Origin of the sequence: Nonomuraea sp. MG754425 (assembly GCF_021699195.1) — a bacterium.
In the GTDB taxonomy this organism is placed as follows: domain Bacteria; phylum Actinomycetota; class Actinomycetes; order Streptosporangiales; family Streptosporangiaceae; genus Nonomuraea.
Window position 1 is genome coordinate 96,986 of record NZ_SSXE01000002.1, and the last position, 15,341, is coordinate 112,326.

Here is a 15,341-nt window from a genome sequence, read left to right on the forward strand (position 1 = left end):
TTGCGCAACCCGTGCCCGCTCCCCCTAAGATCGAACGACATCACCGGGAAGGAGCGGCCATGGCCAGGTTCGACGGGAGAAGAGCCCTCATCACCGGGGCGGGGTCCGGCATCGGCATGGAGGTCGCGCGCCGCCTGCTCGCGGAGGGAGCCGACGTCACCATCGCCGACCTCGACCCGTGGCGCGCGGCCGAGGAACTCGGCGCCACCCCCCTGCGGCTGGACGTCACCGACGCGGCGGCGGTCCGCGCCGTCGACGACGTCCCGGACCTGCTCATCAACAACGCCGCCACCTGCACCGACACGCCCTTCCCCGAGTTGGGGGAGCAGGAGTGGGACGCCGACCTGGCCTCGGTGCTCAAGGGCCCCTTCCTGATGAGCCAGGCGCTGATCCCGCGCATGGCCGAACGCGGCAGCGGCAGCGTGGTGATGATGGGCTCCATCAACGCCTCGGCCTTCTTCGGCAACGACGCCTACAGCGCGGCCAAGGCCGGGCTGGAGAGCCTGACGAGAGGGCTCGCGGTCAGGTACGGGCCGAAGGGGGTCAGGGTCAACCTGGTCGCCCCCGCCACCATCCGCACCCCCATCTGGGACGAGCGGCTGACCCGCGACCCCGCCCTGATGGAGCGGCTGACCGCCTGGTACCCGCTCGGCCGCATCGGCACCCCCGCCGACGTCGCCGCCGCCGTGCTCTTCCTCGCCTCCGACGAGGCCGCCTGGATCACCGGCACCGTGCTGCGCGTGGACGGCGGGCTGAGCGCGGGCAACGCCCGCCTGGTGTCCGACATCCTGACCGAGGACTACCTGCGATGACCGACCTGCGCCTGGCCGTGATCGGCGCGGGCCAGCGGATCAGCATCGCCCAGGAGGCGCACCGGCCGGGCGAGGGAGCCCGCGTCGAGTCGGTCTGCGACCTGGACGAGGCCCGGCTCGCGGCGGCCCGTCAGCTCTTCGGCCCGGGGACGCGCACGTCGAGCCGGGTGCGGGACGCGCTCGACGACGTGGACGCCGTCATCATCGCCTCACCCGACCACCTGCACGCCGGGCACGCCGTCGAGGCGCTCTCCCGCGGCCTGCCGACGTTCGTGGAGAAGCCGCTGGCCGTCACCGTGCGCGACTGCGACGACGTCCTGGAGGCCGCGATGCGCCACCGCGCCCGGCTGTACGTGGGCCACAACATGCGCCACATGCCGGTCATCAGGCACCTGCGCGAGCTCATCCGGCAGGGCACGATCGGCGAGGTGCGGACGATCTGGTGCCGCCACTTCGTCGGCCACGGCGGCGACTACTACTTCAAGGACTGGCACGCCGACCGCCGCCGCACCACCGGGCTGCTGCTGCAGAAGGGCGCGCACGACATCGACGTCATCCACTGGCTCACCGGCGCGCGGACCGAACTCGTCACCGCCATGGGCGGCCTGTCGGTCTACGACCGCGTCACCGACCGGCGCGCGGACGACCAGGACAAGGACGAGCACTGGTTCGACCCGGCGCGCAACTGGCCGCCGCTCGCCCAGCGCGGGCTCAACCCGGTCGTGGACGTGGAGGACCTGTCGATGATGCTGATGCGGCTCGACAACGGCGTCCAGGCCAGCTACCAGCAGTGTCACTACACGCCCGACTACTGGCGCAACTACACGGTGATCGGCACCGAGGGCCGGATGGAGAACTTCGGCGACCACCGGGGCGAGAGCGTCATCCGGGTGTGGAACCGCGGCCGCCGCGACTACGACGCCGACGGCGACCTCGTGGTGCCGGTGCGGGAGCAGGCGGGCGGCCACGGAGGGGCCGACCGGGCGCTGATGAGCGAGTTCCTGCGGTTCGCCCGGCACGGCGGGGCCACGGAGACCTCCCCGGTCGCGGCCCGCGACGCGGTCGCGGCGGCGGCGCTGGCGACCGAGTCGCTGCGGGACGGCTCACGGCCGCGTACGGTGCCGCCGGTCGCCCCCGAACTGGCGGCGTACTTCGCGGCGGGCCAGGTGAACCCGCAGGGCAGGCAGGTCCTTCTTTCGCCTGACCGCATCGGATCCCGGCCGGCCTAGCGCTCGCCGAACACCTCGTCGACGAGCATCCGGGTCACCTTCTGGAACGCCTCCCCCAGGGAGAGCGCGGCGTCGTCCACGTAGTTCAGCGCGGCGGTCAGGGTCCTGCTCCCGTCGGGCGTGCTGTACATCAGCGCGGCGTGGCCCGCGATGCCGCCGTTGTGCGTGATGACGGTGCCGCCGGCCGTCTCCTGCACGAACACCCCCAGGCCGTAGCCGGCCTTGGGATGCGGCGTGCACATCTCGGCCAGCAGCGGGGCCGGCAGCAGCCGGCCGCCCATCAGCGCGGAGATGAACGTGTGCAGGTCGCGGGTGGTCGAGATCATGTCGCCGCCGGTGGAGATCCAGGAGGGGTTCTGGTGGGTGACGTCCACCGTGCGCTCCTGGCCGGCGTCCTCGTAGCGGTAGTAGGCGTGGGCGTGCGGCTCGGGGAGGTCCGGGGCGGTCTCGGGCACTAGGGTGCCCGACAACCCGAGCGGCCCCAGGATCCGCCGCCCCATCTCCTCGGCGTACGTGTGGCCGGTGACCCGCTCGATCAGCAGCCTGGCCAGCACGTAGTTGGTGTTGGAGTAGCTCCAGTCCGTGCCCGGCTCGAAGCGCGCCGGCTTGGACAGGGCCAGCCGGACCAGTTCCTCGGGCCGGTAGGTGGCGAACCGGTTGTCCACCCATTCCCGGCCCGACCAGGTGATGCCCGGCGCGACCGTCCCGTCCTCGTAGTACTCGCCGGTGAAGTTGAACACCCCGCTGGTGTGCTGGAGCAGCATCCGCACGGTGATCCGCCGGTCGAGCCCGAACTCGGGCAGGTGGTCGTCCACCGGGTCGTCGAGCGTGATCGTGCCGTCGGCCACCAGTTTCAGCACCAGGACCGCGGTGAAGGTCTTGGTGTTGCTGCCGATCCGGACGTGCCCGTCGGCCGGCGGTTCGGCGGGGTCGCCCAGCTCGCGTACCCCGGCGCTGCCGGTCCACTCGCCGTGCTCGTCGTTCACGCGGAGCTGCGCCCCGGTGACACCGGAGTCGACGATCTCCTGGACGGCCTTCCGCAACTCCGGGCGGTCGAGCGGGGTGGGGTCAATGGACATGGCGGGCTCCTTCGAAGCTGTAGCAGGCTGTGCGGTCAGAGGCTGCGGGCGGTGATGTCGCCGTAGGCGGTGGTCGCCTGGATGGCGAGCGGGGCGGCGGGGCCCTCGGTGTTCATGAGCGCGTTGTGGACCCGGCCGTAGGAGGTGCCGGCGTCCAGGGAGGCGGAGACTCCGGCGGCGGCTCCGACCGCCACGTCACCGGCCTCGGTGCGCAGCACGACCGTGCCCCGCACGGCCTCGGTGACGCTGATGTCCCCCTTGCCGGTGCTGATCTGCGCGGGGCCGTTGAGGCGGCCGACCGAGACGTCACCGGCGACGACGGTGAGGCGGGCGCTCTCGGCCTCGTCGATCTTGATCGAGCCGTGCGCGCTCTCGACGGCGACGTCACCGAACCGCCCGACGGCCCGGACCTCGGCGCTGGCCGCCTTCGCCTCGACCCGGGAGCCGGCGGGGAGCTGGACCGTCACCTCGATGGATCCGGACGGGCCGAACGCCTGGTTCTTGGCCGTGGCCACGATCCGCAGGACGCCGTCGCCGTACTGGACCTCGGTCTGCCGGGCCACCTTCACGTCGCGCTCCTTGGTGGCGTCGGCGGGCCGGATCTCGACCGTGGTGTCCGCCCGGTCGGCGGCGATGAACTGCACGCGGCCCGCGGGGATGTCGAGGACGGTGGTGATCGGGGCGGAGGTGTCGAACTTCTGCATGGTGTGCTCCTTGCGGCTGTCGTTTCGAACAACGCAAACGCTACGTTGCCTTCGCAGTTTCTTCAAGTCGTTCGTTGCACGTTACACGCATAATTGCAGGTCAATGACTCATAATCGTTGCAACGGCTTCCTCGGTAACGCAACATGAGCCGATCCATATGTTGCAATGACTTGAACGCGAACGCTAGTCTGCCGGTATCAGGGACACACGAAGGAGGCCGTGATGCCGGGAGGCAGGCTCACCCAGCAGGAACGCCAACAGATCGCGCTGGGGCTGGCCGACGGCCTCGCCTACGCGGAGATCGCCAGACGGGTCGATCGTCCGACCTCGACGATCACCCGCGAGGTCATGCGCAACGGCGGCCCCACCGCCTACCGCGCCGACCTGGCCCACCGCGCCACCGAGCACCGCGCCCACCGGCGCAGGCAGGCCACACCCCGGGGGCCGCAGGCGTCCCGGCAGGCCCACGGGCGCGACCCCGAGGCCGTGCGCGAGTACGAGGAGATCTTCACCACCGTCCTCATCCAGTCGGGCACGCCCAAGATGATGGGCCGGGTGCTGGCCTGCCTCACCATCACCGACAGCGGCAGCATGTCCGCGGCCGAACTCGCCGAGCGACTGCAGGTCAGCCCGGCGTCCATCTCCAAGGCGGTGGCCTACCTCGAGAGCCAGGGCCTCGTCCGCCGGGAGCGCGACGAACGCCGCCGGGAACGCTACGTCGTGGACGACGACGTCTGGTATCAGTCGATGATGGCCAGCGCCCGGGGCACCGCCCACCTGGTCGAGATCGCGCGGCAGGGCGTCGGGGTCCTCGGGCCCGGCACCCAGGCCGCCGTCCGGATGGAGAACATCGCCCGCTTCCTCGACTTCGTCTCCGAGAGCATCGCCCGCGCCGCCGAGCAGGCCCGCGAGGTCCTGCGCACCCCGCCGGATCATCGGTAGCCGTCCATCCCGGACACGACGGAGCCCCCGGCGCGCGCCGGGGGCTCCACCTCTTTTGTCATGGTCGTCCGAGGCAGGTCACGCCCAGCCTGGCGATCAGGCGCGGGGACGGCCGGCGACCCGGCGAGTCCGGCGGGCCCGCCTCAAGGTGTCAGGGGTTGTCGTAGCCGATCCAGTTGATGTACCAGCCGTACTCCTGGGCTCTGGCGGGCGACAGGGCGGAGCCGTCCTTCCACTGCACGTAGACGCGGAACTTGGTGGTGGTGACCTCGTAGACGGCGCTGGGGCCGACGAGGTTCCACTGGTTGCCACCGGCGCCGCCGATGGAGGTGACGTAGATGGGCTTGCCGGTGAAGCGGCCGTCGGTGGTGTTGACGTCGATGTAGATGCCGTTGGCCCCGTAGGGCTGCCAGCCCTGCCCGGGGGCGGTCTGTCCTGCGGCGATACGTGCGGTCGGCATGAGGGGATCCTCTCCGTCGAGCGTCTGTCACCGTCAGTATCGGCTCGACTACCTCATGCAGCTATGGCAGCTCGTCTGTCCCAGTAGGCACATAAACCCCGCCATTCAGTTACATGGCCGCACGCCCCCTCCGAGAGGGGCGGACGGGCGCTCAGCCGGAGGTGTGCGCGGAGGAGGACAGGTCGCCGCGATCGACGTGGTCGGCGTGGTAGAGGCCCTGGGTCAGCAGGCGGCGCACATGATCGTCGGCCGCGCTGTAGTACACGAAGGTGCCCTCGCGGCGGCCCTTGACCAGGCCGGCCAGACGGAGCTTGGCCAGGTGCTGGCTGACCGCGGTGGGGGCGGCGTCGGCGAGTTCGGCCAGGCAGGCGACGTTCGACTCACCCTGCAGCAGCGCCCAGAGGATCTTGATGCGGGTGGGGTCGGACAGCAGCCGGAACGACTCGGCGGCCAGGTGCACCTGCTCCTCGTTCGGCATGTCGAAATCCGGCAGCGACGTGTGCATGCGGCCACGATACCCGCGAACCCCGCTACTTGCGTATCTGCATTGATGCGCATATATGCTGCCAGCGTGACAACAGACGTGCGAACCTCCCCCGCCGCCGGCTCCGGGCCCGTCCCGCGAGCGGCCTCGGCGTGGCGGGACGGGATGTGGTCGCTGCCCGAGGTGCGCTGGGCCGCGACCGCCACCGTCCTGTTCGCCGCGGGCGGGATCCTCCACCTGGCCGGGGCTCCGTCGTGGTCGTGGTGGGGCCTGTACCTCGCCTGCTACGCCGCCGGAGGCTGGGAGCCCGGCCTGTCTGGCCTCAGAGCGCTGCGGGACCGAACCCTGGACGTGGACCTGCTCATGGTGGTCGCCGCGATCGGCGCGGCGGCGATCGGGCAGGTCTTCGACGGCGCGCTGCTGATCGTCATCTTCGCCACCTCCGGCGCGCTGGAGGCCCTGGCCACCAAACGCACCGAGGACGCCGTGCGCGGCCTGCTGGATCTCGCGCCCGAACAGGCCACCCGCCTGGGCGAGCACGGCGAGGACCGCGTCCCGGCCGCCGACCTGGCCGTCGGCGAGACGATCCTCGTCCGGCCGGGAGAGCGGATCGGCGCGGACGGCCAGGTCATCGCGGGCGCCAGCGCGGTCGATCAGGCCGGCATCACCGGCGAGAGCGTGCCGGCGGACAAGGCCGTCGGTGACGAGGTGTTCGCCGGCACGCTGAACGGCAGCGGCGTCCTGCGCGTCCGGGTCACGCGACCGGCGGCCGAGACCGTGATCGCCCGGATCGTGGCCATGGTGCGCGAGGCCACGGCCACGAAGGCGGGCACCCAGTTGTTCATCGAGAAGGTCGAGCAGCGCTACTCGGTCGTCATGGTCGCGGCCACCGTGGCGCTGTTCGCCGTCCCGCTGCTGTGGGGGGTGCCGCTGCAGGAGGCGCTGCTGCGCGCGATGACCTTCATGATCGTCGCCTCGCCGTGCGCGGTGGTCCTGGCCACCATGCCGCCGCTGCTGGCCGCCATCGCCAACGCGGGCCGTCACGGCGTGCTGGTCAAGTCCGCCGTGGCGATGGAGCAGCTCGGCTCCGTCACCCAGGTCGCCTTCGACAAGACGGGCACCCTGACCGAGGGCCGTCCCCACGTGACCGGGGTGCACGTGCTGCCCGGCGCGGGCCTGGACGAGCGACGGCTGCTCGCGCTGGCCGCCTCCGCCGAGCAGGGCTCGGAACATCCCCTGGGCCGGGCCGTGGTCCGGGCCGCCCGCGCGGCCGGGCTGCCGCCGGGCCAGGCCGTCGCGTTCGGCTCCCGGCCGGGGCTGGGCGTGCGCGCCCGCGTCGAAGGCCGCCTGGTCGAGGTCGGCAGCCCGGCGCACCTGCTCGACGCGGGCGACGAGGCCGCCGCCCGGCTCGTGGACGACCTGCAGCGGGGCGGGCACACCGCGGTCGTGACCCGCGTGGACGGCACGACGGCCGGCGTGCTGGCGCTGGCCGACCGCATGCGCCCCGGCGCCGCCGAAGCCGTCGCCCGGCTCACGACGCTGACCGGGACCACGCCGGTGCTGCTGACCGGTGACAACCCGCGCGCCGCGCACCGGCTCGCCGGCCAGGCCGGCATCACCGACGTCCGCGCCGGGCTGCTGCCGGCCGGCAAGGTGGCGGCGGTCCGCGAGCTGCAGGCGGACGGGGCGCGCGTGGCGCTGGTGGGCGACGGCGTCAACGACGCTCCCGCGCTGGCCGGCGCGCACGCCGGGATCGCCATGGGCCGCACGGGCTCGGACCTGGCGCTCGACACCGCCGACGCGGTCATCACCCGCGACGAGCTGAGCGCCGTCCCCGCCGTGCTCGCCCTGGCCCGGCGGGCCCGCCGGCTCGTCGTGGCCAACCTGGTCATCGCCTTCACCTTCATCGCCGTCCTGGTGGCCTGGGACCTGTTCGGCGACCTGCCGCTGCCGCTCGGCGTGGCCGGGCACGAGGGCTCCACCGTCATCGTCGGCCTGAACGGGCTGCGCCTGCTGCGCGGGGCCGCCTGGCGCCGCGCAGCAGGCGCGTCATCCGTTTGAAGGTAAACGGTGAAGGGAGCCGGAATTCGGCGGAAAAGTTTACAAAGAGTGTTCAACGATAGCGTTGAAGGCATGAATATCAAGGACATGGCCGGGCCGCTCGACGGTCCGGGCGTCTCGGCCTTCCTGCGTTCGCTCCCCGCCCGGCCGCTGCTGCTCGGCCTGGGCGAGGCCAGGCACTTCGTGGCGGAACTGGGCCAGGCGCGCAACGAGCTCTTCCGGCATCTGGTCGAGCACGAGGGCTACCGGGCCTTCGCCATCGAGAGCGACTGCCTCATGGGCCTCGTGGTGGACGACTACCTCGCGACGGGCACGGGCACGCTCGACGACGTCATGGAACGCGGCTTCAGCCACGGCTTCGGCGCGTCACCGGCCAACCGGGAGCTCGTGGCCTGGATGCGGGCCTACAACGCGGAGCATGACGGCAAGCTGCGCTTCTTCGGGTTCGACGGCCCGCTGGAGTACTGGGCGGCCAGCCCGCGTCAGGCGCTCACCGCCCTCCACGCCCTGCTCGACGGCCCGTTCCCCGACGCGGTGGTGACCGGGGAGACCCTCGACACGCTGCTCGGCCCGGACGACCGGTGGTCGGACGAGGCCACCGCCACGGACCCGTCCCGATCGATCGGCCGGTCCGCCGACGCCCGGCGGCTGCGGCTGATCACCGACGACCTGGTGGCGCTGCTCGACACCCAGGCGCCCCGGCTGAGCGCGCACGACAGGGAACGCGCGGCCCTGTACGCGCGTACCGCCACCGGCCTGCTCCGCTACCACCACTGGCTGGCCGACGCGTCCCCGCTACGGTGGCCCCGGCTGTCGGCCCTGCGGGACGCGATGATGGCGGCCAACCTGCGGGCCGTCGCCGAGCACGGCCCGGCCCTGGTCTTCTCCCACAACCTGCACCTGCAGCGGAACCTGAGCCTCATGCCGTTCGGCGACCAGACGCTGGAGTGGTGGAGCGCGGGCGCGATCGCCGGGGCGCACCTGGGCGACCGGTACGCCTTCCTGGCCTCGGCCCTCGGCACGATCGGCGCGCACACCCCGCCCCCGGACACCGTCGAGGGCCTCCTGGCCACGCTCCCGTGGGAACGTGCCCTCATCGACGCCCGCCGCCTGGCCGGGGCCGGCGCGGAGCCAGTGGCGCGGGTCTCCCCCGATTTCGCCTACTTCCCGCTGGACCCGGCCCAGCTCGGCACGATGGACGGCATCGTCTTCCTCAGGCAGGTCGCCGGCCTCGATTGAGCCCGGTCAGCCGGACCAGGGCGGCGAAGCCGTCGTCGGTGCCCGGCCAGTGCCGGCGCACGGCCGCCGGCCCGGCCCGGCGGACCACGGAACGCAGCACGGCCACCACGATGATGGCGTCGTCGGCGTAGCCCAGGATCGGGATGAAGTCGGGCACCAGGTCGATCGGGACGGCCAGATAGGCCAGCAGCAGGACGAGCCGGACCCGGACGCCGCGCGGCAGGCCGTCGTCGGCGGCCAGGCGGCGCACCAGGCGCAGCACGTCGGGCAGCAGCCGCAGCGCCTCGCGCAGCAACCCGCCACGCGGCCGGACGATCGCCAGCGCCGCGATCAGCGCCAGCCACGCGACGCAGAGGGCGACCCCGATCCCGATCAACCACTCCCAGCCCCACACCGACCGGCCGCCTTCCTCTCGTCGGCTTCGCCCGCGAACTCGGCGGACCCCATCACCCTAGGACCGGTCAGGGAGAGATCACCAAACCGATAGTAAGCGGAGAGTCACTGATCCATTACTTTGTGTGACGTCCATGGCGGCCCGGAACCCACCCGGGCCGCATCCCCAGGACGGAACCAGAGAGAGGACCACACTCCACCCATGACCTCACGATTCACGCGCCGCCACCTGCTGCTGCAGCCCGCCGCCGCCGCGACCTGCCTGACCCTGCCGGCCGCGCCCCTGCCCGCGGACGCCGAGGCCGCCCCGATCACCCCGGGCGAGCCCTACCACGCGATCGGCCACACCAGCAGCGGGCAGCGCGGAGCCACCTACGAGGTCTACGAGAGCTGGGACCACGTCCGGCTGAGCGACGACGACGGCGGCACGGGCGACGCCCTGGTCTTCGAACGCGACGGCGACGCGTACCGCATCAGGTCCACCGGCTTCAACTGGGGCGGCTACGACACCTGGTGCGCCGGCAACGCCAGCATCTTCCTCGGCGACTCGAACTGCGCCACCCGCTGGAGCTTCGCCGCCGCCCCCGGCGGCGGCTGGTACCTCAAGGAGCATGGCACCGGCAACTACGTCACCAACCCGCTCGACGGCAAGCAGTGGCTGAAGCCCTTCGACGGCGTGGTGACCGGCAGCCGCGAGTTCACCCGGTTCACCTTCGCCCCCGCCGGCTGACCTCCGGCAGAGGGCTGACCAGTACGTCAGTTCTTGGCCACCCCCGGTCGCCGACCTTGTATCCCCCAGGTCGATGCGTAACGTGTTCACTCGAATACATGCTGTGACATGGCCGCAACACGGCCTCCCCAGCGAACCAACCAGGAGGACGCTCATGAAGAGAACCCGGATCGCCGCGCTCACCGGCGCGATCGCGCTCGCCGCGCTCGCCTGCGCCACCGCGCCCGCCGGCGCCCAGGCGGGCCCCGGCGACATCTGCCTGTGGAGCGGGAAGGACTTCACCGGCGCGTCGTGGTGCTGGAACCCGGGCAACGGCTACGTGGACGTGCCGCCGGCGCTGCACGACAACGTGGGCTCGTTCAAGGCCGACGCCGACGGCTGCTTCATCAACTGGATCCACGTCCCTGACCGCAAGGAGACCCGCATCGTGCGCAAGGGCGACTACCGCCGGGTGTACAAGAACGACTTCGGCGGCAAGATCGACGCGGTGGCCCCGCGCTGCTGACGCGGTGGCGGCACCGCCCGTCCCGCATCGCCTTGTGGCGCGGCCGATCGGCGAACCCCTTGACCGGGACGAGACGCCTGCCATGCACCCGTAGGTTGGCCTGTGGGCGCACCTGTTATCCCTTGTCCCAATCGGCACGGCAACATCACCTGGCACTAACCGTCAGTGAGGCCGCGAACGCGAACGGTGGTGTGACGATGAAAGCGCCCAACAACGGCGATCAGGCGCACCGCGCCCTCGCCCGAGCACGCAAGGAGAACCACGATGGCCACCTACGACACGGAGATCCACACGGGCGGCGGAGGATGGCAGCAGGACAAGCCGCTGGTCCTGTCCATCGCCAACCGCGGTCAGGTCGTCCCTGACGGGGGCCGGCCGCAGGCGGGCACCACGGTCACCTGGAACAGCCCCCACGCGGGCAACGGCTCGGTGACCTTCTTCGACAGCGGCTCCAGGTTCGAGGGAACGGCGCAGTTCCCGAACGAGGGGCCGGTCGGCTACCGGGGCCAGCTCAACGACTAGGCGACGGCTCGCGGCCCAGCCCGGCTCGTGCCGGGCTGGGCCGTTCGCGTTCACCGACCGGCCGCGACCGGCCACGGGCCCGCGATCCCGGACACGGTGACGGGCCGGCGATGCGTCGCCGGCCCGTCGCGTTCTCCGGAAGCGGTCCGGCGCTCAGTTCCCCGCGCTCAGTTCCCCGCGCACCGCCCGGTGATCAGTTCGTGGCCGCCTCGGCGCGCCATGCGCCGGACTCGGCCGTGTCCGCGCCGACAGTGCCCTCGACCAGCTCGATCTGGTGGTCCTCGACCTCGCCGCCGTCGGCCCAGCCGGTCGGTGACGCCGTCGCCCCGGCGCTCGTGACCAGGCGCAGCCGCATCCAGGCGGGACCGGTGCGGGGCGTCTGCGTGACCGTCCACTTGAGGGTGGCGGCCAGCGCCCCGTCGGCGACCCGCGTGACGGCCCGCTCGTCGGCGTCGAAACGGCCGTTGTGGTTGAAGTCGATCCAGCCGGCGACGTAGGCCGGGGACTGCGAGCGCACCGGCACCACCAGCGAGTACGTGAGGTCGCAGCTCGCGACCCGGGCCGGCGAGCCGGTCACGGCGTCGTCGTCGTCCGTGCCGGCGGGCAGGCCGCGCACCCGCGTGCCGACCGCGGCACCGTGGTCCGCGCTCACGGACCGGCCCAGGAAGGAGTCGCCGATCGCGTGGGCGGCCGCGCCGTAGGAGACGGGCGCGTCGGAGACGTCCTCGGTCAGCGAGAGCTTGAACGAGCCCCATACCTGCGGGTTCGTCCCGCCGGCGCCGTAGCGCACGTCGCGGGCCCGCAGCTTGATGGTGAACTCGGTGACGGTGCCGGCCACCTTGACGGTCCCGCAGGTGTAGACCACGCCGCAGGTGGTGGACCGCACGGAGTAGACGCGCTCCGGCTCGATCGTGCCGGCGCTCACCCGGTAACCGGGGAACCCGGCCGTCTTGGCGAAGGCGGGCTTGACCGGCAGGCCGCTGACCATGTCGATGGCGGGCCAGAAATCGTCGCGGTTGGCCGTGGAGGCCCCCGACGAGCCGCCCGTGCCGAACACGTGCAGGCTCGGATCCCGTACGGGCCTGGAGAAGGTGAACGTCAGCGTCGCGACGTCGCTCCAGCCGCCGGGCCTGGCCGCGAAGTCCTCGTAGAGGTCGATGAAGCCCGCCGCCGTCTTCGCGTTGGCGGGGGCGAGGTACTCGTCGTCGTCGGCCGCCGGGTTGGCGGGGAGCACCTCGGCGGAGGCCACGCGGGTCTTGCCGATCATCTTCTTGCGCACGGTCACCGTCACCCCCGACGGCGTCCGGCCCACGGCGGTCGCCGCCGCGTTGGTGAAGGACGACGGCCCCACGTCGGCGTACGCGGCCGGAACGAGCCCCGGAACGCCGACGAGTACCACGGCCAGGCCGGCCAACAGTCCACGAATTGCCACTTTGCTGCCCCCGATGTCGATGGTGGTGCGGTCCGATCTCGGCCCCCGAACGGGCCGGCCGCGCGGCGTCGTCAAGACGTTCGCGGCCGGCGCAGCCGGTTCGTCAGGCCCCTGGTCACGCGGCGCGCGGCGAAGTCGCAGCCGTACACGAACCGCATGGCGGGCCCGAAGGTCGCCGCCGCCGCGAGCCCGACCAGGTGCAGCCCGCCGACGGACGTCTCAAAGGTGCGGCTGAGCCGTGGGGTGGGACCCGACGACGCCACCGCGCGGCGCAGCCGGTCCGCGAGCAGTCCGATCCTGGCGACGTCCACCCGGTAGCCGGTCGCCGCGATCACGTGCTCGGTGTCCAGCGTGGTGATCGCCCCGGTGACGTCCGTCAGGTGCAGCCGGACTCCGTCGCGGCGCTCCGAGGCCGTCAGGCGGGTGCCCAGGGTCACGGTGACGGCGTCGTCGAAGCGCTCGCGCAGCCACCAGGACCCCGCGGGCCCGAGAGCGGTCCGCACGATGTGGGCGCGGGCCGGCCTCGGCAGGTACCTGACCGCGCCCGGCAGCCGCGACCAGACCACGGAGGGCCAGCCGCTGCCGAGCCCGGAGCGGGGCGCGAGCACCCGGTCCAGGGCCGAACGCCGCTCGGCGGGGACGGCGTTCCAGTCCAGCATGCGGGTCCGGGCCACGACGCGCACCTTCGCGCCGGCCTCGGCCAGCAGCGTCGCGGTCTCCAGCGCCGACTGCCCGGCGCCCACCACGGTCACGTCCCGGCCGGCGAACCCGCCCAGTTCGTGGTGGTCGGAGCTGTGCGTCGCCGCGTCCGGCGGCAGCGCCGCCAGCGCGCCGGGCCGGTGGGCGAACGGCAGGAAGCCCAGGGCGAGCACGGCGGACCTGGCCAGCACGGACTCCCCCGAGGCCAGGGAGAGCGCGAACATCTCGCCCTCCGTGCCGACGGAGACCACCTCCGACTCGTCCAGGGCCTGGCCGACCGCCCGCGTGCCGAACCACCTGCCGTAGTCGACGAACTCCGCCACGGGCACCGGCTCCCCGTAGGCGTAGCGGCGGTAGGCGTCGAGGCCGTAGCGCCGGTCCGGGTCGCCGAGGTGGGACGCGTCCGGCTCGGACTTGAGCAACATCCCCCGGGGCATGTGGTGCTCCCAGGCCCACATCGGCCTGCCGAACACCCGCGTGTCGAGACCGGCGTCCAACGCGTGCGCGGCCACGGACAACCCGTAGGGGCCCGCGCCCACAATCGCCACATCAATGACCGGCGTACGCAAGTTCTCCTCCATGGTGCTAGATGTAGGTGTCGCTTATTTCTGCGGCTGGATCAGCCGGCCGAGGCCGCGCCGGATCGTGTGCCCGGCCATGGCCATGAAGGGGCGGGGGTCGTCGGCCGACAGCCAGGCGCGCTCGTCGGCCGTGCACAGGGCGCGCACGGTCCCGGGCCCGGCGGACAACAGGTCGTAGTTCTCCACCAGGTACGTCCGGCCGTGCCCCGGCCGCCCCCGGGTCGTCTGCTTGCCGGACAGGTGCAGGTGCGCGGCCCGGACCAGGTCCAGTCCGCCGCTGTCGCGGAACAGGCGGAACTGCGCCCCGAGCCTGGGGTTGCAGTCCAGCAGGTGGTAGACGCCCGTGGCCGGGTCGTGGCGGAAGTCGATGTCCAGGACGCCGCTGTAGCCCAGCGTCCTGGCCAGCTCGCGGGCCGTGTCCTCCACGACGGGGTTGGGCAGCCAGCGTCCGTACGTGGTCAGGCCCGCGCCCCTGGGGTAGGAGCGCTCCTTGCGTCCGGTGCCGTCGTACAGGCTGCGGGAGTCCTCGTCGAAGTAGCCGTGGAAGAACCAGTCCGAGCGCCGGTCGCCGGGCACGAACCGCTGGAACAGCAGGTCGTGGCCGGCCACGTGCCGGAGCAGGCGGGGCACCTGGTGGAGCTGGCGGACCAGGCTGGTGTTGCGCGAACCGATCCCGGAGGGCCGGAGCCAGGGCTGCGCCCACTTGGCGACGAGGGGCAGCCCGAAGTCGGCGACGGCCGCCGCGGCGTCGCGCTCGTCGGTGATCAGCCGGGTCTCCGGCTGCGCGATCCCCAGGTCGGCGCAGAGCTCGGCCAGCAGCCGCTTGTCGGCGAGGGTCCGCGGCAGCCGCGGCGACTGGTCCGGGACGAGGTAGTACGGGCGCAGGTCGGCCGCGTGCTCGGCGACGGTGATGGCGCCCGCGTCGTCCATGGCCAGCAGCACGGCCGGGCGCCCGATGTCGCCGGCGACCCGGATGAGGGCCTTGACCACGTCCTGGTCGTGGGGCCACGCGTGGACGCGCGTCAGGTGCCGGGAGCGGGCGGTCGGCGCGTGCGGGCCCTGGATGAGCGCGTGCACCTCCACGCCCGCCTGGCCGAGGGAGCGGATGGCGCCGAGCGTCCCATGGTGGAAGACATTGGAATCCAGCCGCAACACGAGCGCCGGGACGGTGCAATCGAGCATGGTTACGTCCTCTTCATTCTAGAAACGCCATGAATAAGGCAAGTCGCGAGTCGGATATCCGGCTTCCGGGCTACCCGGGTATAGGGAATAGGTGAAAGGCGATATCTGGAGATGTGCGATGGTGGCGAGAAAGAACTATCTGCACTGTTCGATCGCGATTGCCATTGGTTCAGTGGCTATGGCATTGCTCGGCCTCGGTGAGCGGGTGAGAACGACTCCGGACGACTGGCCACGCGGCGACGCGGCCCTGGGCGTTTTCCTGGCCTCGGACTGGCGCGGCCCGCGA

16 protein-coding genes are annotated in these 15,341 nt (G+C 72.2%); 8 read left to right on the plus strand and 8 right to left on the minus strand.

Translation table 11 applies throughout. The features are described 5' to 3' along the window. Positions 1–59 precede the first annotated feature (59 nt). Positions 60–812: an SDR family NAD(P)-dependent oxidoreductase gene (locus FAF44_RS01105; protein WP_237101053.1), complete on the plus strand. Its 753-nt coding sequence runs from the start codon at positions 60–62 to the stop codon at positions 810–812. Beyond that, positions 809–2,041 carry a Gfo/Idh/MocA family protein gene (locus FAF44_RS01110; RefSeq protein WP_237101054.1) on the plus strand — a complete coding sequence of 411 codons (1,233 nt, stop codon included), beginning with the start codon at positions 809–811 and terminating at the stop codon, positions 2,039–2,041. The genes FAF44_RS01105 and FAF44_RS01110 overlap by 4 nt, the downstream gene beginning before the upstream one ends. Here FAF44_RS01110 and FAF44_RS01115 read toward each other — a convergent pair. Then, a complete protein-coding gene (locus FAF44_RS01115) occupies positions 2,038–3,120 on the minus strand; it encodes a serine hydrolase (protein ID WP_237101055.1) in 1,083 nt (360 codons plus the stop codon). The genes FAF44_RS01110 and FAF44_RS01115 overlap by 4 nt on opposite strands. A gap of 35 nt (positions 3,121–3,155) precedes the next feature. Then, a complete protein-coding gene (locus FAF44_RS01120; protein ID WP_237101056.1) occupies positions 3,156–3,824 on the minus strand; it encodes a DUF4097 family beta strand repeat-containing protein in 669 nt (222 codons plus the stop codon). Positions 3,825–4,047: 223 nt separating this feature from the next. On the opposite strand from FAF44_RS01120, the gene FAF44_RS01125 reads away from it, so the two are divergent. Continuing rightward, complete coding sequence (locus FAF44_RS01125; protein ID WP_237101057.1) at positions 4,048–4,767, plus strand: helix-turn-helix domain-containing protein; 720 nt, start codon at positions 4,048–4,050, stop codon at positions 4,765–4,767. Between the two features lie 151 nt (positions 4,768–4,918). On the opposite strand, the gene FAF44_RS01130 is transcribed toward FAF44_RS01125, so the two are convergent. Beyond that, positions 4,919–5,227 carry a hypothetical protein gene (locus FAF44_RS01130; RefSeq protein ID WP_237101058.1) on the minus strand — a complete coding sequence of 103 codons (309 nt, stop codon included), beginning with the start codon at positions 5,225–5,227 and terminating at the stop codon, positions 4,919–4,921. A 151-nt stretch (positions 5,228–5,378) separates the two neighbouring features. Then, complete coding sequence (locus FAF44_RS01135; protein ID WP_237101059.1) at positions 5,379–5,732, minus strand: metalloregulator ArsR/SmtB family transcription factor; 354 nt, start codon at positions 5,730–5,732, stop codon at positions 5,379–5,381. Between the two features lie 144 nt (positions 5,733–5,876). On the opposite strand from FAF44_RS01135, the gene FAF44_RS01140 reads away from it, so the two are divergent. Beyond that, positions 5,877–7,772: a heavy metal translocating P-type ATPase gene (locus tag FAF44_RS01140; RefSeq protein WP_272893912.1), complete on the plus strand. Its 1,896-nt coding sequence runs from the start codon at positions 5,877–5,879 to the stop codon at positions 7,770–7,772. 72 nt (positions 7,773–7,844) lie between these two features. Next, complete coding sequence (locus FAF44_RS01145; protein ID WP_237101060.1) at positions 7,845–9,011, plus strand: erythromycin esterase family protein; 1,167 nt, start codon at positions 7,845–7,847, stop codon at positions 9,009–9,011. Here FAF44_RS01145 and FAF44_RS01150 read toward each other — a convergent pair. Then, the gene (locus tag FAF44_RS01150) at positions 8,986–9,405 is read right to left on the minus strand and encodes a YkvA family protein (RefSeq protein ID WP_237101061.1); all 420 of its coding nucleotides are present in this window, start codon (positions 9,403–9,405) and stop codon (positions 8,986–8,988) included. The genes FAF44_RS01145 and FAF44_RS01150 overlap by 26 nt on opposite strands. Positions 9,406–9,606: 201 nt before the next feature. Here FAF44_RS01150 and FAF44_RS01155 point away from each other — a divergent pair, with 201 nt between their 5' ends. The 3 genes from FAF44_RS01155 to FAF44_RS01165 all read left to right on the plus strand — a co-directional run bounded on the left by FAF44_RS01155 (position 9,607) and on the right by FAF44_RS01165 (position 11,161). Further along, positions 9,607–10,134 carry a hypothetical protein gene (locus FAF44_RS01155; RefSeq protein WP_237101062.1) on the plus strand — a complete coding sequence of 176 codons (528 nt, stop codon included), beginning with the start codon at positions 9,607–9,609 and terminating at the stop codon, positions 10,132–10,134. A gap of 154 nt (positions 10,135–10,288) precedes the next feature. Then, positions 10,289–10,639 (plus strand): peptidase inhibitor family I36 protein, encoded by a 351-nt coding sequence (locus FAF44_RS01160; protein WP_237101063.1) that lies wholly within the window; start codon positions 10,289–10,291, stop codon positions 10,637–10,639. Between the two features lie 264 nt (positions 10,640–10,903). Then, positions 10,904–11,161 carry a hypothetical protein gene (locus FAF44_RS01165; protein WP_237101064.1) on the plus strand — a complete coding sequence of 86 codons (258 nt, stop codon included), beginning with the start codon at positions 10,904–10,906 and terminating at the stop codon, positions 11,159–11,161. Between the two features lie 193 nt (positions 11,162–11,354). Here the strand turns inward: FAF44_RS01165 and FAF44_RS55650 are convergent, their stop codons facing one another. The 3 genes from FAF44_RS55650 to FAF44_RS01180 all read right to left on the minus strand — a co-directional run bounded on the left by FAF44_RS55650 (position 11,355) and on the right by FAF44_RS01180 (position 15,055). Continuing rightward, a complete protein-coding gene (locus tag FAF44_RS55650) occupies positions 11,355–12,593 on the minus strand; it encodes a GEVED domain-containing protein (RefSeq protein WP_237101065.1) in 1,239 nt (412 codons plus the stop codon). 71 nt (positions 12,594–12,664) lie between these two features. Continuing rightward, the gene (locus tag FAF44_RS01175; protein ID WP_237101066.1) at positions 12,665–13,873 is read right to left on the minus strand and encodes an NAD(P)-binding domain-containing protein; all 1,209 of its coding nucleotides are present in this window, start codon (positions 13,871–13,873) and stop codon (positions 12,665–12,667) included. A gap of 21 nt (positions 13,874–13,894) precedes the next feature. Continuing rightward, positions 13,895–15,055 (minus strand): ATP-grasp domain-containing protein, encoded by a 1,161-nt coding sequence (locus FAF44_RS01180; RefSeq protein ID WP_237101067.1) that lies wholly within the window; start codon positions 15,053–15,055, stop codon positions 13,895–13,897. Positions 15,056–15,341: the final 286 nt, after the last annotated feature.

Excerpts from the sequence above, each read along its gene's own strand:
- FAF44_RS01105 (WP_237101053.1), top strand. The coding sequence starts at position 60 with ATGGCCAGGTTCGACGGGAGAAGAGCCCTCATCACCGGGGCGGGGTCC.
- FAF44_RS01110 (WP_237101054.1), top strand. The coding sequence starts at position 809 with ATGACCGACCTGCGCCTGGCCGTGATCGGCGCGGGCCAGCGGATCAGC.
- FAF44_RS01115 (WP_237101055.1), bottom strand. The coding sequence starts at position 3,120 with ATGTCCATTGACCCCACCCCGCTCGACCGCCCGGAGTTGCGGAAGGCC.
- FAF44_RS01120 (WP_237101056.1), bottom strand. The coding sequence starts at position 3,824 with ATGCAGAAGTTCGACACCTCCGCCCCGATCACCACCGTCCTCGACATC.
- FAF44_RS01125 (WP_237101057.1), top strand. The coding sequence starts at position 4,048 with ATGCCGGGAGGCAGGCTCACCCAGCAGGAACGCCAACAGATCGCGCTG.
- FAF44_RS01130 (WP_237101058.1), bottom strand. The coding sequence starts at position 5,227 with ATGCCGACCGCACGTATCGCCGCAGGACAGACCGCCCCCGGGCAGGGC.
- FAF44_RS01135 (WP_237101059.1), bottom strand. The coding sequence starts at position 5,732 with ATGCACACGTCGCTGCCGGATTTCGACATGCCGAACGAGGAGCAGGTG.
- FAF44_RS01140 (WP_272893912.1), top strand. The coding sequence starts at position 5,877 with ATGTGGTCGCTGCCCGAGGTGCGCTGGGCCGCGACCGCCACCGTCCTG.
- FAF44_RS01145 (WP_237101060.1), top strand. The coding sequence starts at position 7,845 with ATGAATATCAAGGACATGGCCGGGCCGCTCGACGGTCCGGGCGTCTCG.
- FAF44_RS01155 (WP_237101062.1), top strand. The coding sequence starts at position 9,607 with ATGACCTCACGATTCACGCGCCGCCACCTGCTGCTGCAGCCCGCCGCC.
- FAF44_RS01160 (WP_237101063.1), top strand. The coding sequence starts at position 10,289 with ATGAAGAGAACCCGGATCGCCGCGCTCACCGGCGCGATCGCGCTCGCC.
- FAF44_RS01165 (WP_237101064.1), top strand. The coding sequence starts at position 10,904 with ATGGCCACCTACGACACGGAGATCCACACGGGCGGCGGAGGATGGCAG.
- FAF44_RS01175 (WP_237101066.1), bottom strand. The coding sequence starts at position 13,873 with ATGGAGGAGAACTTGCGTACGCCGGTCATTGATGTGGCGATTGTGGGC.
- FAF44_RS01180 (WP_237101067.1), bottom strand. The coding sequence starts at position 15,055 with ATGCTCGATTGCACCGTCCCGGCGCTCGTGTTGCGGCTGGATTCCAAT.